The sequence below is a fragment of the Lysobacter sp. ISL-50 genome (genome assembly GCF_018612875.1).
GTDB lineage: Bacteria > Pseudomonadota > Gammaproteobacteria > Xanthomonadales > Xanthomonadaceae > Lysobacter.
In genome coordinates this window covers 88,024-112,178 of sequence record NZ_JAGGRI010000038.1, presented here as the reverse complement: position 1 = coordinate 112,178, position 24,155 = coordinate 88,024, and the positions used below count along the sequence as shown (strand labels likewise).

24 protein-coding genes and 1 pseudogene are annotated in these 24,155 nt (G+C 65.8%); 12 read left to right on the top strand and 13 right to left on the bottom strand.

The window, feature by feature from the left end; all coding sequences use genetic code 11:
* From J7J50_RS20375 to J7J50_RS20355, 5 genes and pseudogenes are all read left to right on the top strand, one after another.
* Nucleotides 1-268, top strand: a pseudogene (locus J7J50_RS20375) (hypothetical protein); the annotation flags it as partial.
* Complete coding sequence (locus tag J7J50_RS20370) at nt 265-1,788, top strand: hypothetical protein (protein ID WP_215057103.1); 1,524 nt, start codon at nt 265-267, stop codon at nt 1,786-1,788. The pseudogene J7J50_RS20375 and the gene J7J50_RS20370, both read left to right, overlap by 4 nt.
* A 57-nt stretch (nt 1,789-1,845) precedes the next feature.
* A complete protein-coding gene (locus J7J50_RS20365) occupies nt 1,846-2,415 on the top strand; it encodes a relaxation protein (protein WP_215057104.1) in 570 nt (189 codons plus the stop codon).
* Between the two features lie 268 nt (nt 2,416-2,683).
* Nucleotides 2,684-3,181 carry an SRPBCC family protein gene (locus J7J50_RS20360; protein WP_215057105.1) on the top strand — a complete coding sequence of 166 codons (498 nt, stop codon included), beginning with the start codon at nt 2,684-2,686 and terminating at the stop codon, nt 3,179-3,181.
* Nucleotides 3,181-4,044, top strand: a complete 864-nt coding sequence (locus J7J50_RS20355) for a sterol desaturase family protein (RefSeq protein ID WP_215057106.1) — start codon at nt 3,181-3,183, stop codon at nt 4,042-4,044. Before J7J50_RS20360 ends, J7J50_RS20355 begins: the two co-directional genes overlap by 1 nt.
* Nucleotides 4,045-4,053: 9 nt before the next feature.
* Here J7J50_RS20355 and J7J50_RS20350 read toward each other — a convergent pair whose 3' ends face one another.
* The 3 genes from J7J50_RS20350 to J7J50_RS20340 form a co-directional block, all read right to left on the bottom strand.
* The gene (locus tag J7J50_RS20350; RefSeq protein ID WP_215057107.1) at nt 4,054-4,527 is read right to left on the bottom strand and encodes a hypothetical protein; all 474 of its coding nucleotides are present in this window, start codon (nt 4,525-4,527) and stop codon (nt 4,054-4,056) included.
* A 156-nt stretch (nt 4,528-4,683) separates the two neighbouring features.
* A complete protein-coding gene (locus J7J50_RS20345) occupies nt 4,684-5,301 on the bottom strand; it encodes a glutathione S-transferase (RefSeq protein WP_215057108.1) in 618 nt (205 codons plus the stop codon).
* Between the two features lie 58 nt (nt 5,302-5,359).
* Nucleotides 5,360-6,853 carry a M20/M25/M40 family metallo-hydrolase gene (locus J7J50_RS20340; RefSeq protein WP_251044054.1) on the bottom strand — a complete coding sequence of 498 codons (1,494 nt, stop codon included), beginning with the start codon at nt 6,851-6,853 and terminating at the stop codon, nt 5,360-5,362.
* Nucleotides 6,854-6,996: 143 nt separating this feature from the next.
* Between J7J50_RS20340 and J7J50_RS20335 the strand changes: the two genes are divergently transcribed.
* Both J7J50_RS20335 and J7J50_RS20330 read left to right on the top strand, forming a co-directional pair.
* Complete coding sequence (locus tag J7J50_RS20335; RefSeq protein WP_215057109.1) at nt 6,997-7,473, top strand: Lrp/AsnC family transcriptional regulator; 477 nt, start codon at nt 6,997-6,999, stop codon at nt 7,471-7,473.
* Nucleotides 7,474-7,567: 94 nt separating this feature from the next.
* A complete protein-coding gene (locus J7J50_RS20330; RefSeq protein ID WP_215057110.1) occupies nt 7,568-8,611 on the top strand; it encodes a pyridoxal-phosphate dependent enzyme in 1,044 nt (347 codons plus the stop codon).
* Between the two features lie 81 nt (nt 8,612-8,692).
* Here the strand turns inward: J7J50_RS20330 and J7J50_RS20325 are convergent, their stop codons facing one another.
* On the bottom strand, nt 8,693-9,607 hold the full coding sequence (locus tag J7J50_RS20325; protein ID WP_215057111.1) for a LysR substrate-binding domain-containing protein: 915 nt from the start codon (nt 9,605-9,607) through the stop codon (nt 8,693-8,695).
* Nucleotides 9,608-9,726: 119 nt separating this feature from the next.
* Here J7J50_RS20325 and J7J50_RS20320 point away from each other — a divergent pair, with 119 nt between their 5' ends.
* Nucleotides 9,727-10,431, top strand: a complete 705-nt coding sequence (locus J7J50_RS20320; protein ID WP_215057112.1) for a glutathione S-transferase family protein — start codon at nt 9,727-9,729, stop codon at nt 10,429-10,431.
* A gap of 242 nt (nt 10,432-10,673) precedes the next feature.
* On the opposite strand, the gene J7J50_RS20315 is transcribed toward J7J50_RS20320, so the two are convergent.
* Both J7J50_RS20315 and J7J50_RS20310 read right to left on the bottom strand, forming a co-directional pair.
* Nucleotides 10,674-11,813, bottom strand: coding sequence for an acyl-CoA desaturase (locus J7J50_RS20315; RefSeq protein WP_215057113.1), 1,140 nt, complete (start codon nt 11,811-11,813; stop codon nt 10,674-10,676).
* Nucleotides 11,814-11,820: 7 nt separating this feature from the next.
* Nucleotides 11,821-12,927 carry a ferredoxin reductase gene (locus tag J7J50_RS20310; RefSeq protein ID WP_215057114.1) on the bottom strand — a complete coding sequence of 369 codons (1,107 nt, stop codon included), beginning with the start codon at nt 12,925-12,927 and terminating at the stop codon, nt 11,821-11,823.
* A 125-nt stretch (nt 12,928-13,052) separates the two neighbouring features.
* On the opposite strand from J7J50_RS20310, the gene fabR reads away from it, so the two are divergent.
* Nucleotides 13,053-13,706 carry an HTH-type transcriptional repressor FabR gene (gene fabR, locus J7J50_RS20305; protein WP_215057210.1) on the top strand — a complete coding sequence of 218 codons (654 nt, stop codon included), beginning with the start codon at nt 13,053-13,055 and terminating at the stop codon, nt 13,704-13,706.
* A 116-nt stretch (nt 13,707-13,822) separates the two neighbouring features.
* On the opposite strand, the gene J7J50_RS20300 is transcribed toward fabR, so the two are convergent.
* Nucleotides 13,823-14,293, bottom strand: coding sequence for a hypothetical protein (locus J7J50_RS20300; protein WP_215057115.1), 471 nt, complete (start codon nt 14,291-14,293; stop codon nt 13,823-13,825).
* Nucleotides 14,294-14,428: 135 nt separating this feature from the next.
* Nucleotides 14,429-15,250, bottom strand: coding sequence for an ATP-grasp domain-containing protein (locus J7J50_RS20295; RefSeq protein ID WP_215057116.1), 822 nt, complete (start codon nt 15,248-15,250; stop codon nt 14,429-14,431).
* A 586-nt stretch (nt 15,251-15,836) separates the two neighbouring features.
* Between J7J50_RS20295 and J7J50_RS20290 the strand changes: the two genes are divergently transcribed.
* Together J7J50_RS20290 and J7J50_RS20285 are read left to right on the top strand one after the other, a co-directional pair.
* Complete coding sequence (locus tag J7J50_RS20290; protein ID WP_215057117.1) at nt 15,837-17,486, top strand: alkaline phosphatase; 1,650 nt, start codon at nt 15,837-15,839, stop codon at nt 17,484-17,486.
* A 29-nt stretch (nt 17,487-17,515) separates the two neighbouring features.
* Nucleotides 17,516-18,220 (top strand): hypothetical protein, encoded by a 705-nt coding sequence (locus J7J50_RS20285; RefSeq protein WP_215057118.1) that lies wholly within the window; start codon nt 17,516-17,518, stop codon nt 18,218-18,220.
* A 57-nt stretch (nt 18,221-18,277) separates the two neighbouring features.
* Here the strand turns inward: J7J50_RS20285 and J7J50_RS20280 are convergent, their stop codons facing one another.
* Nucleotides 18,278-18,745, bottom strand: coding sequence for a hypothetical protein (locus J7J50_RS20280; protein ID WP_215062854.1), 468 nt, complete (start codon nt 18,743-18,745; stop codon nt 18,278-18,280).
* A gap of 207 nt (nt 18,746-18,952) precedes the next feature.
* Here J7J50_RS20280 and J7J50_RS20275 point away from each other — a divergent pair, with 207 nt between their 5' ends.
* Complete coding sequence (locus J7J50_RS20275; protein ID WP_215057120.1) at nt 18,953-19,336, top strand: VOC family protein; 384 nt, start codon at nt 18,953-18,955, stop codon at nt 19,334-19,336.
* A gap of 77 nt (nt 19,337-19,413) precedes the next feature.
* On the opposite strand, the gene J7J50_RS20270 is transcribed toward J7J50_RS20275, so the two are convergent.
* From J7J50_RS20270 to J7J50_RS20255, 4 genes are all read right to left on the bottom strand, one after another.
* Nucleotides 19,414-20,112 carry a hypothetical protein gene (locus J7J50_RS20270; protein WP_215057121.1) on the bottom strand — a complete coding sequence of 233 codons (699 nt, stop codon included), beginning with the start codon at nt 20,110-20,112 and terminating at the stop codon, nt 19,414-19,416.
* A gap of 295 nt (nt 20,113-20,407) precedes the next feature.
* Nucleotides 20,408-20,863: a hypothetical protein gene (locus tag J7J50_RS20265; RefSeq protein WP_215057122.1), complete on the bottom strand. Its 456-nt coding sequence runs from the start codon at nt 20,861-20,863 to the stop codon at nt 20,408-20,410.
* 235 nt (nt 20,864-21,098) lie between these two features.
* Entirely contained in the window at nt 21,099-21,890 is a 792-nt protein-coding gene (locus J7J50_RS20260) for a hypothetical protein (RefSeq protein ID WP_215057123.1), read from the bottom strand.
* A 130-nt stretch (nt 21,891-22,020) separates the two neighbouring features.
* Entirely contained in the window at nt 22,021-23,718 is a 1,698-nt protein-coding gene (locus J7J50_RS20255; RefSeq protein WP_215057124.1) for a M28 family metallopeptidase, read from the bottom strand.
* Nucleotides 23,719-24,155 lie beyond the last annotated feature (437 nt).

The window sequence follows — 24,155 nt, the reverse complement described above, 5'->3', positions numbered from 1 at the left end:
CCGCTGGAAATTGATGCAAGCGCGCGCCACTCTGAAGGCGACGGGTGCAAAGGGCGAAACGCGGTTCGTTCCGAATATTTATCCTGAAAAGCTAGTCGCGCAGCAGGCTGAAATCACGTACTTCGCGAAAGCTAGCTATTTGGATGATGAAGTCACCACTCTGGACAATCCGGTGAGCTATGGTCGAACCGACCGTTCAAAAATGACCCACCTCCGGGATGACGAGTTGTTCACCATCACTCTCACGCCCAAGGCGGCTACGCCATGACCATCCCAACCCAGCAGTACGCCAATCTGGCGGAGCAATCCTACGGCGACGATATCAATGGCCTAAAAGGCCAATGGCAACATCCGATCGATCAAGTGTTCGAACTGGAGGGTGTGAAATACAAAACGTTGGAATACATGGACCGTCCATCCGGCTACCAAGGCGCAATCTATCAGCGCGTGGACACCGGCGAGATCGTAGTTGCCCACCGCGGTACCGAGTTCGACCGTGAAGCCAAGCAGGATGGACTCATCTCGGACGGCGGCATGGTGTTTAAAGGCGTCAACGCCCAGGTTAACGATGCTATGGCATTGACCAGACATGCACTGGATCATGCCAAGAAAAGTGCTCACGATTATGGCTTCGCACCCGAAGTCACCACCACCGGCCACTCCTTAGGCGGCGGCCTGGCCCAGATCACCGCGCACAAATTCGGCCTGCGCGGCGAAGCCTTCAACCCTTACGGCGCCGCCAGCCTCGACTACGGCGTGCCCGAAGGCGGTAACCGTTTCGTCAATCACGTCATGGCCGGCGATGCGGTCAGCGCGGCGAGCCCGCACTACGGCCAGGTGCGCGTCTACGCCAAGCCGGAAGAAATCAACAGCCTGAAAGGCGCGGGCTACAACAACCATGAAGGCCTTTCGACCGACGCACTGCATCGCGCTCCGATCGTGGCGGCGGTGCTGTCCGGAACCAAGGGCACCTCGCACAACATGGATAACTTCCTCAACACTAATGGCGACCAAAAGGTGGACGTGTCCGTACTCAGAGATCCCAGAACCCAGGCCTTGGCGAAGCAATACGAGCCGATGATCGACAAGTACCGGGATGATGTTCGCCACCTGCGCGGCGGCATTACCACGACGATCGAAATCGGCGAGAAGGTGGTCGATCTTCACGAAAAGGCCGCCAAGAGAGCGGTCGAGGCCGGCGCACAGACCGGCAAGGCGGTCGTCGACACCGGCGAGAAGATTCTTGAGCTGCACGAGAAAGCCGGCAGAAAAGCCGCCGAGGTGGGCGTGCAAGCCGGAAAGAAAGCCGTCGAAACCGGCGAGAAAGCGGTCGATCTGGGCGTTCATGCCGGCAAGAAAGCCATCGAGGCGGGCGAGCAGGTCGGCAGGAAGGTCGTCGAGATCGGCGAAAGCGTCGGCCGGAAGGCCGCGGAGGTCGGGGAGACCGTCGGCAAGAAGGCGCATGAAGCGGCCGACGGCATCGGCGACTTCCTGCATTCCAAGGCCGCCGCTCTCGGCGCGGGCACCGCGCTGCTCAGCAAAGACCCCTTGGCCTTCGTCAAACAAATGACCCAGGCGCATGCCTCCGGCGATCAGGACACCTTCCGCGCGATGACCCAGTCCGCCGCGAACCACGGCGCCGGGCAACAGCTACGCCAACAGGCCATCGCCACCGTCGATCGGCAAGAGCAGCAGGCGGCCGAACACCTGGCCGCGCAACAGCGCGAACAGCAGCAACGCGAACAGCAGCAAGCCGCACCGCACAGCCACGGCGGCCGCTCGCGCTGAGCAGCCCGCCATCGCTGGCAATTGCCGTGACCGTTCGTCAAAGGAGCAACACCCCGTATGGACCAGCAGGAAATGACCCAGCTGATCAGCGCGACCGCCACGCTGATGGAACAGTTCGAACGCAACTGCACTCAGATCGAACAGCAGCAACGTGCGTTGTCGCAACAGTTGCAAACGCTGTCGCTGCAGCTCCCGCAGGCCGTCCGGCAATCGGCCGACGCCACCTTGAGCCATCTGCCCGGCGCACTGATGGGCAAACTGCAAAGCGGCCTGGAACAGCCGGTTGACGACTATCAAAAGCGCTTGAGCCAGGCCGGCGCGCTTTTGGGCAACGGGTCGCAGGCGCTCGCCCAGCAATTGCAGCGCATGGAAGCTCTGCACAAGAACCTGCTCTGGAAAACGTCCGCCGTGCTTATCGGTTGCATCGGGCTGCTGCTGGTCGGCGGCGCCTGGCTGTCGATGCACTATGCCGGCGTGATCCGCGACAACCAGATCGCGGCCGACAAACTCAAAGCCATCAACAACGCCGATATCACCCTGTGCGGCGGCCGTCTGTGCGCCAACATCGATCGCAAGGCCCAGGGGTACGGCGACAGGCGTCAGTACCTGCCGGTGCAACAACGATAATCGACGACACGGCCGCTACTTCGCCCCGATTGGGAAGCGGACAGGCAGTGGTGCTGATCGCATGTAACGCACGGCAGATGGGTTCGCGGGCATGACCGCATTCCGGAGTGTCCGCGGCAACCTACGAACACCCGCCCACATCCAGACAGCGGCGGCGACTAACCTGACAAGAGCAGCGGATCGCACCGATCGCGCAGAACCGGCTGGCCCGCCCCAAAACATACGCAAGCGTGTGGACAACCCCCTGAGCCGCTCCTAGACTCCGGCCATGCGCCTGTCCCTCACCGCCGAACGCAGCATCGCCGCCGCGCCCGAGGCGGTGTTCGCCCTCGCCCTCGACAGCGAGCGTTTCCCGGCGCTGTTCGACGGCTACGGGCCGATTCCCGGACTCAGGCGCATCACGCCGCTGGCGCCGGCCGCGGTCGGCAGTCTGCGCGCGCTGGAAAACCGCGACGGTTCGAAGTTGATGGAGCGCATTACCGCGCTCGATCCGCCGCGCCGGCACGCCTATGTGCTCAGCGGCTTGCGGCCGCCGCTGTCGTGGCTGGCGCGCGAAGGCCACGCCGACTGGCGCTTCGAAGCCGAGCACGGCAACGGCAGCGAAGCGACGCGGGTGGTGTGGCGCTACGAATTCGAACTCACCAGCGTGCTGGCGTGGCCGCTGGCCGCGCCGCTGCTGCGCGGCTTCATGCGCGCGGCGATGCGGCGCTGCCTGGACCGCATGGCGCAGAGCCTGGAAGGCGCATGGCGCAGGGAGCGCGACTGATGCAGGACTGGATTCTGCTGGCGCTGGCGCCCGTGTTCTTGTTGCTGATCGCATTGGAGGCCTGGTATTGGCGCAAGCGCCGCCCCAACCAGTACAGCCTGCGCGACACCTTGTCGAACGCGGCGCTGGCGCTGATGCACCAGGCCAGCGACGCGGTCGCGTGGCTGATCGTGATCGGCATCTACTACGCGGTGTACGCGCACCGCTTGTTCGAACTGCCGCCGGCCTCGCTGTGGACCATCGCCACGCTGTTCGTCGCGCAGGATTTCTTCTATTACTGGTTCCATCGCGCCAGCCACCGCATCCGCTGGATGTGGGCCTCGCATGTCACCCATCACTCTTCCGAACGCCTGAACCTGTCCACCGCGTTCCGCCAGAGCCTGACCTACCCGATCTCGGGCATGTGGCTGTTCTGGTTGCCGCTGGCCTGGATCGGCTTCGAGCCCAAGCACATCGTCGCGGTGGTGGCGATCAATCTGGCCTTCCAGTTCTTCGTCCACACCCAGGCGGTGGGCAAGCTGGGCTGGCTGGAGAAAATCTTCAACACGCCCTCGCACCATCGCGTGCATCACGCCCGCAACGCGCAGTACATCGATCGCAACTACGCCGGCGTGCTGATCGTCTGGGACAAGTGGTTCGGCACCTATGTGGAAGAAGACGAGCAGGTGCCGTGCGAGTACGGCATCGTCGGGCAGGTGCACGGGCACAATCCGATCCGGCTGACCTTCCATGAATGGATCGCGATGTTCCGCGATGCCTGGCGCGCGCGCGGACTGCGCGGCGTGTTCGGGCAGTTGTTCGGGCCGCCGGAACGCTCGCTGTCGCATCTGGATGCGGCCGCGGGAAACGAAGGCGGCCGCTAGGATCGGCCGCTATTCGCGACTATCGCCGCGGCCGGCGGATGGGCTCAGACCGAAATAGGCATAGGCCGCCGACACCGCCAGCCCCAGCCAGGCCTGGCCGTGCGTGGTCAGCACCGGCAGCGCGGTCGGGTGATACAGCCCGACCAGGAACGCGGTGAGTCCGGCGCCGATCCACACCAGCACGAACAGCACCGACACCACCGTTACCGTGCGCACCGCGCCGGTGGAGGCATCGCTGTCCAGCACGCGCGCGCCCGGCGCCTCGCCGGGCTTGGCCAGGGCCAGCTCGGCGATGACCAGCGCCGAGATCAGGCCGCCGATCACCGACAGCGCCTGCGCCATGCCGTCGTTGAAATAGGCCGCCACGTAGGTCTTGCAGCCGACGGCGCCGACGCAGTTGGCGACGTTCACCGCCACGTAGATCAGATGCACGTAGATGCCCAGCAGGATTACCGAAACAAATCCTCCGAAGATCTTCTTCATCTCGCCCTCTGGCATGGCCCGGTTCGCGGATCCTACGCAGGAACGGATACAACCGCGATCGTTCGCGGACGCGCATCCGTCGCTGTCGTCTGGTTCAACGCGGCGCAGGCGGCCGGCAGGACAGCGCCGGCCCGTTACGAGGGGCGCGGGCCCGCCTCAGTCCTGGGTTTCGCCCGACAGCGGCGTCGCCCGCATCGATTCGCGGCGCTCGAACGCATCCAGCCATGCGCTCAGCCGCGGCCGGCCGGCGCGGAAATCGGGCAGCTCGCGGAACTCCAGCCAGCTCAGCGCCGTCGCCACCGCGATATGGCCCACGTGCACGGCCGCGTCGGTGTCGAGCTCGCGTTCCAGCCAGTCGTAGCTTTCGATCAGCTTTTGCGTGTAACCCGCGCGCAGCGGCTCATAGCGCAGCGCTTCGGGCCGGCGCACGGTTTCCCAGCGCACCTTGATGCCGAAGTCGGCCAGGCCCTGCGCCAGCGCCTGCAGTTGCAGCACGTGCCAGCGCGCTTCGCCGTCGCGCGGAATCAGCGGCGCGCCATCGTGCAGCGTGTCCAGATAGGCGCAGATCACGTCCGAATCGAAAATCGGCGTTTGCCCGGAGCGAATCAGCACCGGCACCTTGCCGAGCGGATTTTGCGCGTAGACCGTTTCGTTGCGCAGGGTCGGGCTGGTCTCGTGATGCACGACTTCGATGCGATCGGCCAGACCGGCCTCGTGCGCGAACACCAGCGCCTTGCGCGCATACGGCGAGTGGGTTTGATAGAGCAATTTCATGGCGGGCCTGTGGGTGTGCGAAAACGTAAAGGTGGACGCGAACGATCGCGGCGAGGCGCTACGCGACAACGCTCAGGCTATCGGTTCGCGCCGCGTCGTGGGCGATATGCGCCGCGTCGTGCAACAGCTGCGCCAAGGCCGCGGTGAGCCGGCGCGCGGTGGGCAGGTGCAGGAATTCGTTCGGCCCGTGCGCGTTGGATTGCGGACCCAGCACGCCGGTGACCAGGAACTGCGCGCGCGGATAGCGCTCGCCGAGCATGGCCAGGAACGGAATGCCTCCTCCTCCGCCGATCAGCGCGCTGGCGCGGCCGAAGGCGCGTTGCGAAGCGCGCTCCAGACTCTCGGCCAGCCACGGCGCCGCCTCCGGCGCATGCCAGCCGCGGCTGGCGAAATCCAGTTCGAAGCGCACTTCGCTGCAATACGGCGGATCGGATTCGAGCAAGGCCTGCAAGCGTTTGGCCGCCGCGTCCGGGTCCAGGGTCGGCGGCAGGCGCAGGCCCAGCTTGAGCGCGGTAAACGGCTGCATCACCGCGGCCGCGTCGACCACGCGCGGGACGCCGTCGATGCCGGTGATCGCCAGCTGCGGCCGCCAGGAACGATTGAGCGCGAGTTCGCACAAGTCGTCCTGCACCGGCCGCGTCTGCGCGTGGAACGGAAAGCTATCGAGCAGCCCCTGCCCCAATGCGGCCGCCGCCACGGCGGCCTGTTCGCGCCGGTGACGCGGAATCTCGGCGTGGAAGTCGGCGACGATCTCGCCGGTCGCGGGATCTTCCAGCCGCGACAACACCTGCCGGGCGATGCGGAAACTCGACGGCACGATCCCGGACGCATCGCCGGAATGCACGCCTTCATCGAGCACCCGCACCGTCAGCGTGCCGGCCACCTGCCCGCGCAGCGAAGTCGTGGTCCACAGCTGCTCATAGTTGCCGCAACCGGCATCGAGCGCGACGATCAGCGCAGGCTCGCCTAAACGCGGCGCGAGTTGCTCGATATAGGCCGGCAGATCGACGCTGCTGGATTCTTCGCTGGCCTCGATCAGAATCTGGCAGCGCGGATGCGCCAGCGACTGTTCACGCAAGGCCAGCAATGCCGCGATCGCGGCGAAGATCGCATAGCCGTCGTCGGCGCCGCCGCGGCCGTAGAGGCGATCGCCCTCGAACACTGGCGTCCACGCATCGCGTCCCGGCGCCCAGCCCGGCATCGGCGGCTGTTTGTCCAGGTGGCCGTAGATCAGCACCGGCGCGTCGGCCGCGGCGCGGCCATGCGCCGGGATATCGATGAAGATCAGCGGCGTGCGGCCGGGCAGATGCAGCGCTTCGACGCTGGCGCCGGTCACCGCGGCCAGATGCTCGCGCGCCCAGGCGGTCATCAGGTCGACCGCCTGTTGCATATGGCCGTGCGCGGCCCAGTCGGGATCGAAGGCCGGCGACTGGCAGGGAATGGCGATGTAGTCGCACAGCGCCGGCAGGATCCGCACCTGCCAGACGCTATCGACATGGCGTTGCAGCGCGGCGAAATCCAACGCGGCGGAATCCAGCTTGGGAGCATCCATGACGGCACCTCGGGGGGAGGCGGAAAGGCTAACGGCGCCGGCGCGCGTTTGCGCCGCATAGCGACAGCGCCGGACGCGGTTTTTCCGCGACTGCCGCCCGCGCCGGGTGATTTTTCGCCGACGCCTGGATTTAAGATGCGCGCATGAAACTCGACCGCTTCGATCGCCAACTGCTCAATCTGGTGCAGGAAGACGCCGGCCAGACCGCCGAGCGCCTGGCCGAACAGGTCGCGCTGTCGCCCTCGGCGATCCAGCGCCGCCTGCGGCGCATGCGCGAAGACGGGGTGATCGTGCGCCAGGCGGCGCTGCTCGACCCCAGGCAAGTCGGCAAGCCCACCTTCTTCATCGTCTCGCTGCAGGTCGAGCGCGAACGCCCGGAACTGCTGGCGCAACTGCGCCGCTGGCTGTCCGCGCAGGATCAGGTGCAGCAGGTGTTCTACGTCACCGGCGAGGCCGACTTCGTCCTGGTGGTGACCGCGCCGGATACGGAGAACTTCGACGCGTTGATGATCCGCATGGTCGAAGACAACCCCAACATCAAGCGCTTCACCACCAATGTCGCGCTCAGCCTGGTCAAGCGCGGGCTGACGATTCCGGTGTCGCTGGACGAAGACGACTGAGCCGCGCGCACGGCGGCGCGATCGCGCGGTTTTTCCGCATCGCGTCGCTCATGGATGCGGCGCAAGCGCGCGGCCGCGCCGCCACACTTTCGGCATGAACGACTCCTGGCTTACCGACCCGGCGCAACTGTGGCCGGATTACCGCCCCACTTCGCTGCTCGATCTGCCCGAACTGGCGCGGCGCTGCGGCGTGCGGCGCGTGCTGGCCAAGGCCGAGAACGAACGGCCGCTGGGTAATTTCAAAGTCCTCGGCGGCATGGTCGCCGGCCTGCGCGCGTTGAGCCGGCTGACCGGCGCGCGTTCGCTGGAGCAATTGCGCCGGGCCTGCGGCGACAGCGCGGCGAGGCCGCGATTGATCTGCGCCAGCGACGGCAATCACGGCCTGTCGGTGAGCGCGGCGGCGCAGCGCGCAGGCGCGGCGGCGCGCGTCTACTTGCCCGCGGCGGTGTCGCCGGCGCGCGCCGCGCGCATCCGCGCGCTCGGCGGCAAGGTGGTGCGCGTGGACGGCAGCTACGACGACGCGGTGTTGGCCGCGCACGCCGCGGCGGCACGCGGCGACGGCGTGCTGATCGCCGATACCAGCGCCGACCCGGCCGATCCGGTGGTCGCCGACGTCATGGCCGGTTACGGCCTGATCGCGCGCGAACTGCATGAACAGCTGCGCGAGCGCGCCCACGAACCACCCAGCCACGTCTTCGTGCAGGCCGGCGTCGGCGGACTCGCCGCGGCGATGGCCGAAGGCTTGCATGCGCAGCTGCGCGCGCCCGCGCGCATCGTCGGGGTCGAGCCGCGATCGGCCGCCTGCGTCACCCGCGCTTTGGCGACGGCGGCGCCGGTGCGGATCGACGGCGACCTCGACACCTGTGCGGAAATGCTTTCGTGCGGTCTGGCGTCGGCCTCGGCGCTGGCCGTGCTGCTGCGTCATCGGGTGAGCGCGTTGAGCGTCGATGAAGCGCAGTTGTCGGCCGCGCCCGCGCTGCTGCGTGCCGGCGGCGGGCCCGACAGCAGCGCATCCGGCGCCGCCGGATGGGCCGGGCTGCTGCACGCGGCGACCGATTCCGCTCTGCGCGACGCGCACGAGCTGGATGCCGACAGCAGCGTGCTGTTGCTGATCACCGAAGGCGCGGTGCGCGAATAGAGCGGCGAACACGGCGCGCAGCCGCTCGCAAGTCACGCACGAACCGGCGACGACGCGGCCGCGGACGGCCGCGCCGCGGCCTCACCGCCGCGACAGGCAATCGAGCAGAAATTCCACGGTCGCGCGCACGCCGGGCAACTGGCCGCGGCGATGCGGCATCACCAGCGTCGTCGTCACCTGCCCCGCGCTCCATTGCGGCAGCACCCGGCGCAGGCGACCGTCTTCGAGTTCGTCGCGGCACATGCGCTGCGGCAGCACGGTCACGCCGAGCCCGGCGACCGCGGCGGTGCGCAGCACGCGGCCTTCGTTGGCGGTCATGCGCGCGATCGGCTCGACCTCGATGCGAGCGCCGGCCGCGTCTTCCAGCGTCCACGCCGTGCGCCCGGACAGACCGGTCAGCAGCGCGTCGTGGCCGGCCAGATCCTGCGGCCGCTGCGGTTCGCCGCGCTGCGCCAGATACGCCGGCGCGGCGACCACGACGATGGTTTCGACCAGCGCCTGCCGCTGGATCAAGCCCGAATCGGGCAACGGCGCGAAGTGGCTGCGCACGCCGATGTCGTAGCCCTCCTGGACCAGATCGACCCAGCGGTCGCTGACGTCCAATTGCACATGCAGGCGCGGATATGCCCGCGCCAGCGCCGGCAGATGTTCGGCCAGATAGTCCTGCGCGGTCGGCACGCCGCAGGTGATGCGGACCTTGCCGCTGGGTTCGGCGACGCGGCGGCGCACGATGTTCTCCGCCGCCTCGGTTTCGATCAGCGCCGCGCGCGCGTGCTCGTGGAAGTCGCGGCCGGTGTCGGTGAGGGTGAAGCTGCGCGAGGTGCGGTGGATCAGGCGCACGCCGAGTTCCTCCTCCAACGCCGCCACCCGCTTGCTGACCGTGGACTTGGGCACGCCGAGCCGGCGCGAGGCCGCGGCGAAGCCGCCGTGCTCGACGGCGGCGGCGAACAGGACCAGATCGTTGAGGTTGAGCATGCCCGCAAAGTACACACGCATGGACTTTGAGTCCACTTTTGGCCGACTACACAGCCAAAGTCCACGAATCTACAGTGACTCCACCGCCGCGACACGCGCACCGCCTGTGGCCCGGCCCACTCACTTAAGAAGGAAGCCCCATGTCCCCGATCCTTTACTACGGCGTCCCCTCCGGCTGCTCGTTCGGCTCCATCGTCGCGCTGGAATGGTCCGGCCTGCCCTACCGGCTGGCGCGGGTGGAGATGCCCGAGATGATCCACACCGCCGCCTACCGCGCCATCAACCCGGTCGGCGAAACCCCGGCGCTGCTGACCGAGTCGGGCGACGCCCTGGTCGAAAGCATGGCCATCCTCAACCACATCGGCGCCAATGCCGTCGCCAGCGGCATCGCCTACCGGCAGGGCACGCGCGAGTTCGACGAGCTCAACCGCATGCTCGCTTTCCTCAACACCACTTTCTTCAATTCCTTCGCCTCGCTGTGGCATGTGCTGGAGCACGAAGTGGACGAGGCGACGAAGGCCGCGCTGACCGAGTACGGTCGCGGCCGCGTGGTGCGGGCGCATGAGGAGTTGGAGCGCATGCTCGGCGAGCGGCCGTGGCTGCTGGGCGAACATCGCACCTTGGCCGATGCGTATTTCGTCGGCATCGCCCGCTGGACCAAGTATCACGAGGTCGTCGATCGTCGCGACTATCCGAACTTGCAGCGCCTGTACGACAAGCTGCAGGCCGATCCGGCGGTGGTTTTCGCGCATGCGATCGAACAGCAGCAACCGGCTCGCAGCAGCGGCGGGTTTCTGGGCGAGGTCGCTTTGGATGAGGCGGTTCGGTACAAGCGGGCGGCTTGATCGGCGCTTGGAATAAGAGCAAATCCCCCCTACCCCCCTTTTTCAAAGGGGGGAACGGCAACAGCGGGGGTGCGGCGATCATCGCGATCGTTGTCGCAGCCGCAGCCGTGGTTATCGCTGCAGTTGTTGCGGCCGTTGCCCTTGCCGTTGCCCCCTTTAGAAAAGGGGGCGAGCATCCGCGAAGCGGATGCGGGGGATTTGAGCTGTTGCTGCTGCTGTTGCTGTTGCCGCTGCTGTTGCTCTCAAGCCTCAGCAACCGCCTCAGCCCGCACCAGCGGCCGCCGCTTGCCCGGCCGGCTAGGCCACGCATGCCGCAAGATCCGCCAAATCACCTGTGCGAACTGCTTAGGCAGCGAACCAGTATCGTAATGCTGGCCATAACGCCCGCAGATCTCCCGAACCTCCACCGCCAGCGCCGCATAGCGCCGCGCCGGAATGTCCGGATAGAAATGATGCTCGATCTGATGACTCAGATTGCCCGTCATCAGATCCATCCACTTGCCCCCGGTGAGATTCGCAGAGCCGCGCAACTGGCGCAGATACCAATGCCCGCGCGACTCGTTGCGCACCGATTCCTTCGGGAACACTTCCACATCCGTAGTGAAGTGACCGCAGAAGATCACCGTGTAGGTCCAGATGTTGCGCATCACGTTGGCGATCAGATTGCCGATCAGCACCGGCAGGAAAAACGGCCCGGCCAGCGCCGGAAACAGCACGTAGTCCTTCAACAACTGCTTGCCCATCTTGCGGCCGACCGGCGCGAACTTGCGCCACATCGCCCGATGCGTGGTCTTGCCGGCCAGCCAGCGGCCCACGCGCAGTTCCTGGATCGCCACGCCCCACTCGAACAGGATCGCGAACACCACCGCGACGAACGGCTGCAGCAGATAGAACGCGCGCCAGCGCTGCTCGGGGAACAGACGCAACAGGCCGTAGCCGATGTCGTCGTCCATGCCGCGCACGTTGGTCCAGGTGTGATGCATGTAGTTGTGGGTTTTGCGCCAGTTGTCGCCGGTGGCGACGATGTCCCACTCGTAGGTCTTGCCGTCCAGGTGCGGATCGCGCATCCAGTCGTACTGGCCGTGCATGACGTTGTGGCCGACTTCCATGTTCTCCAGGATCTTCGCCAGGCCCAGCAGCACGGTGCCGGCGATGCACGCCGGCCAGAACAGCCACGACACGAACGCGCCGCCGATCGCGCCGACGAACAGCAGCAGGCGGCCGAACAGGCTGATGTAGCGCACGGCCGCGACCACGCGGCGGATGTAGTCGGCATCGACCCGGCCCAGTTGGGCGACGGTGCGCGCGCGCAGCGCGTCGAGTTCTTCGCCGAAGCGGTCGAGTTCGGTCGGGGTCAGCGGACGATTGCGGGCAGTGGTCATGGGCGGATCACAGATCGAGGACGAGATGGCTGGTCGCGCTGTTCACGCACAGACGCAGCGAAGACACCGGTTCGGCCTGGACATCGCCGGTGTGCAGATGACGGGTGGTGCCGGAGGTTTTGCCGCACGAGCAGGTGTTGCACAGGCCCATGCGGCAACCCGAGGGCAGCTTCAGGCCTTGCGATTCCAGCGCGGTCAGCAAGGACTCGCCGCGCGGCAGTTCCACGGTGCGGCCGCTGCGCGCGAGCAGGACTTCGACCGTGCCGGTCTCTTCCAGCGTGCGCGGCGGCGGAGTGAAGGCTTCCGCGGCGAAGGCGCGCGCCTGCGCGGCGCCGGACTCGCGCGCCTGCACGATGAAACCACCCGGGCCGCAGGCATAGACCTGACGCGCGGACAGATCGCCGACGTGCCTGGCCAACAGCGCCGGATCGATGCGGCCAGCGTCTTCGTCCTCGTCGCGCGGTTCCTGCCGGGTCAGCAGGAAACGCACGCGGAAATTCGGATGCCGGGCCGCGATCTCGCGCAGCTCATCGACGAAACACAATTCTTCGCGGCGACGCGCCCAATACAACACGGTCAGCGGCGCCGGCATGCCTTGCGCGGCCAGTTCGCGCGTCATCGCCATCAACGGCGTGATGCCGCTGCCGGCGGCGAGAAACAGCCACGCGCCATCGACGCGTTCGGGCAGCACCATGTCGCCGAAAGCGGCGCCGAGTTCCAGCACGTCGCCGACCTTGGCCTCGCCGTGCAGATGACGGCTGAGCTTGCCGCCCTCGATCGCCTTGACCGTGATGGCGATGCGGCCATCGCCGCGCGGCGCGTCCGACAGGCTGTAGCTGCGCTGCACCAGGACGCCGTCGATGCGCGCACCGACCATCAGATGCTGGCCCGCGCGGGCGCCGCGCCAGTGCCGGTTCGGCGCCAGCAGCAGGGTCACCGCGTCGGCCGAGGCCTCGCTGCGGCCGACGATGCGCGCCAGCGAGCGCTCCCAGGACCAGGTCGGATGGAGCCTGGAGGCCCAGAAATCAAAGACTTGCGGAACCACCAAGGGCGCGATGAGCCGTCGCAGACGGCTGTGGGGGCGGCGGGCGGAGGGGCGGATGGCAGCGTTCATGGGCGGAACTATACACATATCCGCACAGATGTGTGCACAACCGTATATTAATTCCGTAACAGAGGTATCATGTGCGCTGCCCGTCTTCGCGCCAGCCATCCGTGAGCCAACGCCTCCATACCGATATCGACGCCGATACGCACCCGGGCCGCAAGGCGACAATCTCCCGTGAGGACCTGATCGCCGCCGCGCTGAAGCTGATCGGACCGCACCGCAGCGTGTCCAGCCTGAGCCTGCGCGAGGTCGCGCGCGAAGCCGGCATCGCCCCGAACAGTTTCTATCGCCAGTTCCGCGACACCGACGAGCTGGCGGTGGCGTTGATCGATCTGGCCGGCCAGTCGCTGCGCCAGATCGTCGGCGAAGCGCGCCAGCGCGTGGCCGCGCGCCGCAGCATCGTGCGCACCTCGATCGAAGCGTTCATGGACCAACTGCGCGCCGACGACAAACTGCTGCACGTGCTGTTGCGCGAAGGCACGGTCGGCTCGGACGCGTTCAAGCGCGCGGTCGATCGCGAGCTCTCATTTTTCGAAGAAGAGCTGCGGGTCGATCTGATCCGCCTGGCCGCGATCGACAAGGTCACCTTGTACGAACCGGCCCTGGTCGCGCGTTCGATCACCCGCCTGGTGTTCGCCATGGGCGCCACCGCGATGGACATGCCGCGCGAGAAAGACCCCGAGCTGATCGAGCAGATGAGCGTGATGGTGCGGATGATCCTGGCCGGCTCGCGGGCGATGTCGATGGCGGCGAAGAACGCGGCCAGAAGCGCGGCCAATCGCTGAGTGCGTTCCGGCGCGGCCGGCGTCGCGCGCGGATCAGCGCAGCGGCAATTCGAAGGGCGCTCCGAGGCCTTCGCCGGACCCGAGCCGAGGCGCGGCCGCGGCCCCCACCGGCGCGACTAGCGCAGATCCTTGACCACGATGCCGCGCTTACGCAGGCGCTCGATGATTTCCCAGCCGTGGTACTTCCACAGGTCGCCGGCCACCACCGCCTCGGTGCTGCCGTCGTCGTACCTCGCCGTCCACACTTCCTCGCTCACCCGCCGGCCGCGCCGCGCCGTGCGTTCGCGCACGCTGATCGCGATCTCGCGCACCCGCGCCAGATCGAAACCTTTCGGCCCGTAGCCGGGCATGAACCAGATCCCGTGCGGCTGCTCCAGGCGTCGCTGATCGAAGGTCACCCGATCGAGAAACATGCCCGGCGCCATCACCCCGCCGACCAGCGCCGCCATCAGGAAACATACGAAGGCGAAACGCAGCGCCAGCTTTTGCTTATGACGCCGCTTGACGAAGAACACGCCCAGGGCGGCCAGCGCCAGGGCAACCGCGGTTACGGCCAGCGGGATGTAGAGCGCGAGCTTGTAGGTCATTGCGGGTGTTCCTGGGCAAGGCTGGCGACAATCCGGCGCGGATGTTCGCATGCGTGCTGAAGCAACGCCGCTAGGGAAAACCCCACGCGACAGGCATCCGCCAAGCATCATGTTCAGACCTCGCCGCACCCCCGACTACGCCAGCTCGATCCGTTCGAGTATCGCGCTCCAGATCGCACGGGGCGGCGCCGCGGCGTAGCCCGACTCCTGCGCGTCGTTGCATTCGATGACGATCCAGCGGCCGTCCGCGGTCCTGGCGATATCGACCACCAGGAACGGCACTTGCAGGCGCCGCGCCGCCTCCTGCGCCAACGCGAGTCCGGCGTCGATGTCGTCGCAGGCATAGTCGGCCGCCTGATACCAATAGCGTCCCCAGCCCACGCAATGCCCGTGCCACCAGAAACTGCGGAACTCCATCGACGCCGGCACTTTCCCGGCGATACCGCCGGCCACCGGTTGCAGCGGCACGAACTCGCGCACGACCGGCCTTTGCCAATGCAGCACCGGATCGCGGCGATATTGCTCGGCCGCCCAAACGTATTGATCGCGATCGCGAATGATCGACAGTTTCAGATTGTGCTTGTTGGTCTGACGCGAGCCCTTGAGGAAGATCGGCCAGGCGAACTCGCGTTCTATCTCCGCCGCGTCCGGCAATTGTTCGAAAATCCGCGTGCGAGGCGTCATGTCGGCCAATAGCGGATACCACACCGCCAACTCGCTGGCCCGCTCGTGCTGCTCGGGTGTGTTCACCGGACGCAGGCCCCAATCGAGCTTTTCCTGGTACTGCGCGGCATAGTCCTCGACCGCGCCGATGCGCAGGACGCAGGGAGTGTCGCCTTCGAAAAATGCCGGATGGCTGCAGCGGAAATATAGTTCGAAATCGAAGTCGTAGACCGCGACGCCGACCGGCGCGCTGACGACCGTCAACTTGTCTTCCAATAATGCGATCCGCAGCATGGCTCGTGTCCCTACGATGGCCGCGGACGCCGTCCGGCGTCGCGTGCTCTGGGGGGAACGATAACGTCTGGTCTGGAAAAAACCACTGTGGCCGGGTTTGGTCCGGTCTGTGGCCTCGTCATGCGGATGTCGTTAAGAGCGAATCCCCCGCGCGGCGGGTGTTCCTGTACTTCGGTCTTCCATCGCGCGCAGCCCCCTTTTTCAAAGAGGGCGAATTTGTGTTTCGGGGCTCTGTCGAACCGCGGTCAGGGCAGGTACTTCAACGCATTATCCGCATCGGACTGCGAGAGCCGGCCGGCCTTCACCGCATCGCCGATCGCGGCCCGGGCGTCGCCGCTCCACAGATCGCCGTAGCCGGAAATGAACTGGGTGAAGCTTTCCAGCCGCCCATCCTGCCGCAGCCGGCCGTTCGGGCCGCATCGGGACAGCGCGCGATGAGGTGCGCAGTACGGCGAATACGTAGTGCGATGAACATCGCGCTCGTTTTTTGCCGCGTCGCTCGGCGCCGTGATCCCAGGCGGTCATGCGACTGAAACGCGGGTCCCGCAAAGTGTGGCTCCCTCGATCCCCCGATCCCGAGCCCTCCATGCGCCAGACTCCCAATTCCGTCGCCGCCACCGTTCTCGGCGGCGCCATCTTCACCGCCCTCATCGCCCTGCCCGTGCTGGCCGCGCCCAAGCAGGCCGCGCCCAAGGCGCCGGCCCGCCAGGAAAGCGCCCAGCGCTGGTTCGAGGAAGGCGCGCAGACCGCGCGCGACGGCGCCAACCTGCGCCCGAGCCCGTTCAAGGCCAAGAACGTCATCCTGTTCGTCGGCGACGGCATGGGCATCTCCACCGTCGCCGCCGCGCGCATCCGCGAAGGCCAGCTCAAGGGCGGCAGCGGCGAAGAGAATTCGCTGTCGTTCGAACGCCTGCCGTATGTGAGTCTGTCCAAGACCTACTCGGTCGACGGCCAGACGCCGGACTCGGCGCCGACCATGACCGCGATGGTCACCGGCATCAAGACCAACCAGGGCGTGCTCAGCGTCACCCAGAAGGCCAAGTACGGCGACTGCGCCTCCGCGCGCGGCCAGGGCGTGGTCACCATGCTGGAACTGTCCGAGGCGCTGGGCCTTGCGACCGGCATCGTCAGCACCGCGCGCATCACCCACGCCACGCCGGCGGCGACGTATTCGCACGCGCCCAACCGCGATTGGGAAAGCGACGCCGAGCTGACCGCCGAAGCCAAGGCCAACGGCTGCAAGGACATCGCCCGCCAGCTGGTCGAATTCCCCTACGGCGACGGCCTGGAAGTCGCGCTCGGCGGCGGCCGCGGCTACTTCCTGCCCAACACCGTGAGCGATCCGGAAGACGCCGGCGCTGCCGGCCGCCGCAAGGACGGCCGCAACCTGACGCAGGAATGGGCCGCGCGCTCAGCTTCGCCTTACGTGTGGAACAAGGCCCAGTTCGACGCCGTCGATCCGCGCCGCACTCGCCATCTGCTGGGCCTGTTCGAACGCTCGCACATGGAATACGAGCAGGACCGCCCGAACGACAGCGGCAAGGAACCGAGCCTGGCCGACATGACCTCGAAGGCCATCGACGTGCTGGAAGCCAACAGCCGCAAGGGCTACTTCCTGATGGTCGAAGGCGGCCGCGTCGATCACGCGCATCACGCCGGCAACGCCAGCCGCGCCCTCACCGACACCATCGCGCTGTCGGACGCGGTACGCAAGGCGCTGCAGAAAACCTCCGAGCGCGACACCCTGATCATCGTCACCGCCGACCACAGCCACACCTTCACCCTCGCCGGTTATCCCGACCGCGGCAACGACATCCTCGGCAAGGTCGTCACCAACGGCCAACTGGCGCTGGACAAGAACGGCAAGCCCTACACCACGCTGGGCTACGTCAACGGCCCCGGCTACCGCGGCCCGAACGCGCGTCCGGACCTGACCGCGATCGACACCGCCCAGCCTGATTACCTGCAGGAAGCGACCGTGCCGCTGGGCGATGAAACCCACGCCGCGGAAGACGTCGCCATCTACGCCCGTGGCCCCGGCGCGCATTCGTTCCAGGGCGTGGTCGAGCAGAACACGATCTTCCACGTGATGGCGCAATCGCAGCGCAACACCAGCATTTTCCTGTGCACCCTGCTGGGCCAGTGCGGCAACGGCCGCGGCCGTTCCGCGATCGCCGCGCCGCTGATGGAAGAAGACCTGCGCGCGGGCATGGCGCGTCAGTCGGCCAAGCTGTGATGCGCTGCGGATCGACCACGCTGGCAGCGTTGTCGCTGTCCATCGTGGTGTCCTTCGCGTTCGCCGGTCCCTCGCGGGCCGGCGGCGCGACGCAAAGCGGCGACGATACGAAGTACGTCGCGCCGGCGCCGGCGTCCGCTTCGCAAGCGCTGATCGCCGAGTACCAGGTCCGCGACGCCAAGGGCGAGCGGACCCTGGTGCTGGTGCGCTCGGCCGACCGCATCGAATACCGCATGCAGGGCGAACCGGTGGAGCAGTGGCGCAAGACGCCCGACGGCATCGCGCGGCTGGAGCTGTTCGCCAAGGAACAGCGCAGCGTTTCGTGGTCTCCGGGCGATCTGCGCACCATCGGGCAGATGCCGCAGTGGCCGCAACTCGCCAGCCTGATCAGCCCCGAACTGTGCACGGCGCTCAAGCGCGACGGCCAGATTAAAGCGTTCGGCACCACCGCCGCGCGTTACAGCGGCGAAAGCGCCGAAGGCCAGCCAATCGCGCTGGAATGGATCGAAGCCGACGCCCTGCCCGCGTATTACCGCACCGGTAAGCGCAAAGCCAAGACCGGCGAACCCGGTCTCTACGAACTGCGTCTGCGCAAGCTGGAACGGGTGAGCGCGGATGCGGCGTTCACCGCGACGGTCGACTATCGCGAGACCGATTACGCGGATCTGGGCGATATGGAGCTGGATCCGTTCGCGGCGAATTACGTGAAGCAGCACAGCGGTCATACGCACTGAAACAACCGGCCTGCCGGCGGCATCGAACCGCCCGCAGGCCGATACCGCCGCATCCGGTCAATCCGCGGCAGCGTCCCGCAGCGACCAATTGGCCACGAAAAAGCCGGAGGAATCGCCGGGCACGTGCCTGCGCTCGCTGTCGCCGGCGACCACGGCCTCCATCCTCCACGGCGAACGCGGGTAGTGGAACTGCGCCAGATGCCTGCCGTGTTCGTCGAACGCGCCCAACTCCGGCATATCCGCGCAATACGGATTTAACGGCGGCTTGTATTCGCCGGGCCGTTTTTCCCCGGCCTGGAAATCCCCGTGAAGGCAGCGGCTGCTCTTGCGGGGCACCCAGCCCATCGCCAGCGCCGCCTTGCGGAAATCGGCGTAGCCGTCTCCGGCGTTGAGGCTATTTTTTGACCTCTCGACGAAGCCCTGGAGGGTTTCGGCGTGGGATCGACGCGGCTTCTTGTCGGCCGCGGGCTCGCAGGCGGTCAGCGCCAGGCAAATCAGCGCCAGCATCGGCAGACGGAAATTCATCGGTCACTCCCCAGGCATCTTTCTTTCGTCGAAAATCGAGCACGTGCCCGGACATCGCACCGGCGGGTTTGCGCGTACCGGCAGCTGCTGGGTGCGCAAGGTCAAGCCACTTAGCGAAGGCCCCGGCTGTGGGCTTGTCGCAACCATATTCGCATCAGCCCGGCATCGTCTACGATCTGCCGAACGCCCTCAGCCGATCGCCCGCCAATGACCGCGCTCAACCTGCGAACCGTCGAAGCCAAAGCCTTCGTGCCCGCCCGCGACTTCGACTTGTCGAAACGCTTCTACACCGCGATTGGTTTCTCGATCCCCTGGTCGTCGGACGATCTGGCCTACGTCCATCACGGCGACTGCGGCTTTCTGCTGCAGAAGTTCTACCTCGCCCAGCATGCGCAGAACTTCCAGATGCATCTGCTGGTGGAAAACGCCGACGACTGGTGGCGGCATCTGACCGAGCAGAACATCGCGCGGACCTTCGGCGTGGGCATCGGCGCGCCCGAGGATCGGCCGTGGATGATTCGCGATTTCACCCTGGTCGATCCGACGGGGGTGTTGTGGCGGATTGGGCATAACTTGCCGGAAGGAAACTAGACGCCGACACAGCCAAGGTTTGCCCTCGTCTGCAACGCGCTGTCGCATCGCCTCCAGAAATACTCATAGCCACGAAGTCACTTCGGCGATGCCTCGTACTCGCGTTGCTTGCGACACTCATCCGGCCATTTGCAATCGACGATCGACTCCTGCTCCCAGCGCTGGCTGAAATACCAGCAACCCGAATTCAATTTGTAGGTATCGATATCGCTCTTGTCGTACTCAACGTCGTACTGAGCATCAGAGACCCGATGAATCCGGAAGTTGCGCAACTGCGCATAAGACGTCGGTTTCTCATCGATATCGATGCTGGTCCAGCGCTGTCCCTGTCTGAGCTTCTTGCTCACCCATACGAACTTATCGGTGGCGGCGTCATATCGATACTTCACCCTCGCCGGGCCTGGCTCGTCGTCGATCACCCACTTGGGATTAGCCGGGTCACCCGGTTGGCTGTTGTGCTTCCAGTAGTACGGATACTTGTGCTTGACCGGTTTGGAAGAGAACGCGTCCTGGAGGTTCGCGTCGTTAGCGAACTGCTTGATGAATTCTTTGAAATCCGCGGATGGGCAAGTAACCGCAACCACGGTCTGCACTGGTGGGGAATCACCGATTCCGCCGGGCGCCGTACCCGTTACAGCCTCATTAGAAACGGCGTTTTCTACTGCATTGCCATTGCATCCCAACAGGCCAATCGCAGCCAGAGCACTGAACGGACAGAACGCCCTCCAATGCATCACCGACCGGGATTGAGCCGAGCACTTCTCCAAGCGGTCCATTCACTTTCCCCTCTGGCGCCAGAGGAAACCTTACGCCGCCTCTGGTGGCGGCGTAAGCACCTGTTGAATGCGAATGGAGTGGTACGTATCGCATGCACACATCGTGCGTATACCACCTTCGTTTAACGCGACAAAGGTAGAAAGTTTCGCCATCCATCACCCGATCCGCTGGAGCAAGCTCACAACATCGGAAATAAAAATTCCCGCCTTGTTGCAGATCTGTGCTTGGCAGCGTCAACAGATTGAAGCAAGGCGCCACAGAAGCACAGGAAGATGCACAATTGGTATAGGTCAGCTATTTTTTCGCCGACAACTCTCTCTCTTCCGGGCCCGAATTTTGGCCGCGCACTTTAAGCACCGCAGACATGATCAAAATCGCCAGAGCGATCACATAAGTCACCGCCCCAAGATCCTGGGCGAGATATGCCCACCCTCTTAGCTCAAAAAAAACATCCTCCGCCACCTTATTGGCCAGAACATCAAGCGCGGCCTCAGCGGTGAGATAATTGAGATAGATACCTAGGCCACACAACACCAGCGACATGGCGAACAACGTCCATGAAATGAAGACTGTGCGACGCTGGAGTTGATTGCCGGCCTGATAATTGATTATTTTCTCGGAAAATGTAACGGAGAAGACCAACGTTGCTGAAATGAGTGTCAGGAAATGCTTGAGCAGATCTTTTATCTCGGGATAGTTGAACTGGACATAGATTTTATAAGGGGAGTCCAATAACGTTAGAGCATCCATATCCGTACCGCCTCTTTGACTTGAGAGTGCGAACGACCGGCCTATGCGTTAAACAAAGAATTATGGATATACACGGAGTTACCGCCGGATTACGGACATCCAAACTCAAAGAACGATCCAATTCGGGATCAGACAAGAATCCCAAAGCCACAGTCGCATTCGTTCGCTACTGCCGATTCGTTAATCACCATCCGGCGCTCGGTGCATACTGGCGCTGTGCTCTTCCGCCGTCACATCAACCCTGTGAGACAAGCTCCAGCCGAAGGCCCCCGGCCATTTGACTGGCCACAATCTCCACCCCCTCCCCCGAATCCAGATCGAACCCCACCGTGGCCGACTCCATCCGATCCGGCTTCTCCGGGTCCCACTCGCGCAAGGTGACGGTGTGCGAGCCAGCGGACAAACGCACGTATACGGCGTTGGCCGGGGCGTGGTCGGCGAGGTAGCTCGGGGTGCGGGCGATGTTGCGGTCGACGTAGAGCTTGTGTTCGGCCAACAACAGGCCGCCGACGGCGCGCACCAGCAGGCTGCAGGTCTGCGAGCGTTCGGCAAGTTTGTGCCGGCTCGGCAAGGGCGGCGGCCATTCGCCGGGTTTCAGGTCGCTGCCGCGGACGTAGCGGTGGCCGCGTTCGAGTTCGAACAACCAGTGCTCGCGCGCTTGTACTTGACCGTCCTTCACCGGGACGTAGGCGCCGGGGCCGCCGAAGCGTTCGCTCATGCACAGCCAGAAGTCGCCCGGCATCGCTTCGTTGACGATGTCGGCGGGGCGGCCTTCGTGGAAGGGATAGTCGAAAGCGACCAGCGAGATCCGCGCGTCGGCATCCACTCGATACACGCAGCGATAGCCGGCCCACAGCGCCGAGCACAGGAAGCGCCGGTCGGGCGTGGCCTGCGCGTGCGGGCGGTAGAGATCGCCCCATTGCCGCGGCGCGTCGGGGTCGCACAGCAATACGTTGCGCAGGTGCAGGCCGTCGAAGTCGAGGGCCTCGCATTCGTTGAGCAGGACGTGGGGCGTTTGCGCGGTCATCGGGGCCTGTCCGTGGCGGGTGTGTCGCCCTTGCGGGCGACGGAAACGAACGCGGCCGCGCGGAGGCAAGCTCCGGCGCGGCCGCGACGTCCAGCGTCGCGCCGGCATCGGCCGGCGCGATTGAACCGTGTTACTTGGCGCCGCGCTCGGCCGCGCTCGCATCGCGCGCCGCGCGGAACTCCGAATCCTGGCTCCAGTTCGGCCAGCGGTTCGAATTGGCCAGATCATTGCCCAGGGTGTAGAGCACCTGCAGGTCGCGCGCCATGCCGGCGAAGGTCCAGGTGGACTCCCACTGGTCGGCGGGCTGGTGGTAGCGATCGCGGGTGTAGGCCTCTTGCTCGGCCTTGCCCGCCGCTTGCCCGCCATCGACCTTGTCTTCGCCTGAACCGAACGAGATCGCCGGGACGCCGCGCTTGGCGAAGGGGAAGTGATCGGAGCGGAAGAAGTGGCCGGCTTCCGGCTTCGGGTCGGTGACGTAGTTGAGGTTCCAGCGCTGGCCGGTGGCGATCAGCTCATCCAGCAGTTCCTGCTTGGCGCTGCCGGAGGTGGTGAAGTCACGCGACGGGCCGGTCGGATCGAGCGCGTCCATGTTGATGACGGCGACGGTCTTGGACAGCGGGTACAGCGGACGCGCGGAGTAGTACTCCGAGCCCAGCAGGCCCTTTTCTTCCGCGGTGACGTTGAGCAGCACCACCGAGCGCTGCGGCTTCTTGCCCTTGGCGAAAGCGCGGCCGATTTCGATCAGCGCGGCGGTGCCGGTGGCGTTGTCCACCGCGCCGTTGTAGATCTTGTCGCCCTTCGCATCGGGCTGACCGACGCCCAGGTGATCCCAGTGGGCGCTGTAGATGACGGTCTCATCGGGCTTCTTGCTGCCTTCGATGCGGCCGACGATGTTCTGCGAGGTGATCACCGCGCTGTCGACGACGTAGTTGGCCGAGAGGGTGACGTTCTTCAGCGTGACCGGCTTGAACTCGCGGGTCTGCGCCTGCTTCTTGAGCTTGTCGAAGTCCAGGCCGGCGCTCTTGAGCAGGCTCACGGCGAAGTCGCGCTGAATCCAGCCTTCCATGGTCGGGTGCGAGGCGCCGGGCTTGTCGCGGACCACGTCGAACATGGTGTTGGTGTTGGAGTTCTTGACCGTGGCCCAGCCGTAGGAGGCCGGATCGGTCTCGTGCACGATCAGCAGGCCGACCGCGCCGCGGCGCGCGGCTTCCTCGTACTTGTAGGTCCAGCGGCCGTAGTAGGTCATGGCCTTGCCGCCGAAGTCGCCCTGGCCGGATTCGAAGTCCGGGTCGTTGATCAGGACGATGGCGATCTTGCCTTTCAGATCGACGTTCTTGAAGTCGTCCCACTGGCGCTCGGGCGCGGTGATGCCGTAGCCGGCGAACACCAGCGGGGCGTTCTTGATGGCGACGTTGGTGGAGCCGTCGAGCGCGGCGCGCACGGCGATCTCGTTGCCCTGGGTCAGGGCGCGGGCTTTCTTCTTCACCGACACCGACAGGCTCGGCGTGCCGGCGATTTCCGCGCGCAGCAGCGGCACCGGCTGGGTCCACAGGCGCTTGCCGTCCTTGAGCTCGCCGCCGGGCTGGACGCCGGCCGCCTTGAGCTGGGCGACGACGTAGTCGATGGTCCTGGTCTCGCCGGCGGTGGCCGGGCCGCGGCCCTCGAACTCATCGGAGGACAGCACCTTCACTTCCTCCGACAGGCGCTTGGTATCGAAGACGGGCGCTTTCGGGGCCTTCGGGGCTTTGGCCGGCTTGGCGGCGATGGCCGGCATCGAAAGAACGGCGGCGCAGAGCACCGCCAGCGGGGTGGCGATTGGGAACTTCATGGGGAGGCCCTCGGATGGTCCGGCCGATACTAGCCAGGAGGGCGTGATGGGTCTATCGGCCGTTGGGCATTTGTGGCGTGGGGCGGAGGTCGGGTTGGCGGCTGGTCTGGCGGGGGCGGGGTGGGCCGCGGCTTTGCGGCAGCCGGATGCGGCGCAGGCCGTGATGGGCGCAGAGCGGTGCTGTGAGGCTCGACTTGGCTGGCGTTGGTCGCCGCTTGCGCCGCTCAAGGGGCACGCGGATTGGCGCGAGCCGCGACCGCGCGGCGACCAGGTACGCCCGCATGGGCAACGCCGCGAAACGGGATTCTGCCTTCGCTGGATCGCCGCGATGATGTCGTGAACTTCGGTGAGCGCGAAGCACTGTCCGACCGTCGCGCGCGAACCGCCGCATGACCGTTCGCCGGATGCTTGCGCATTGATTAGATACAAACACAGCG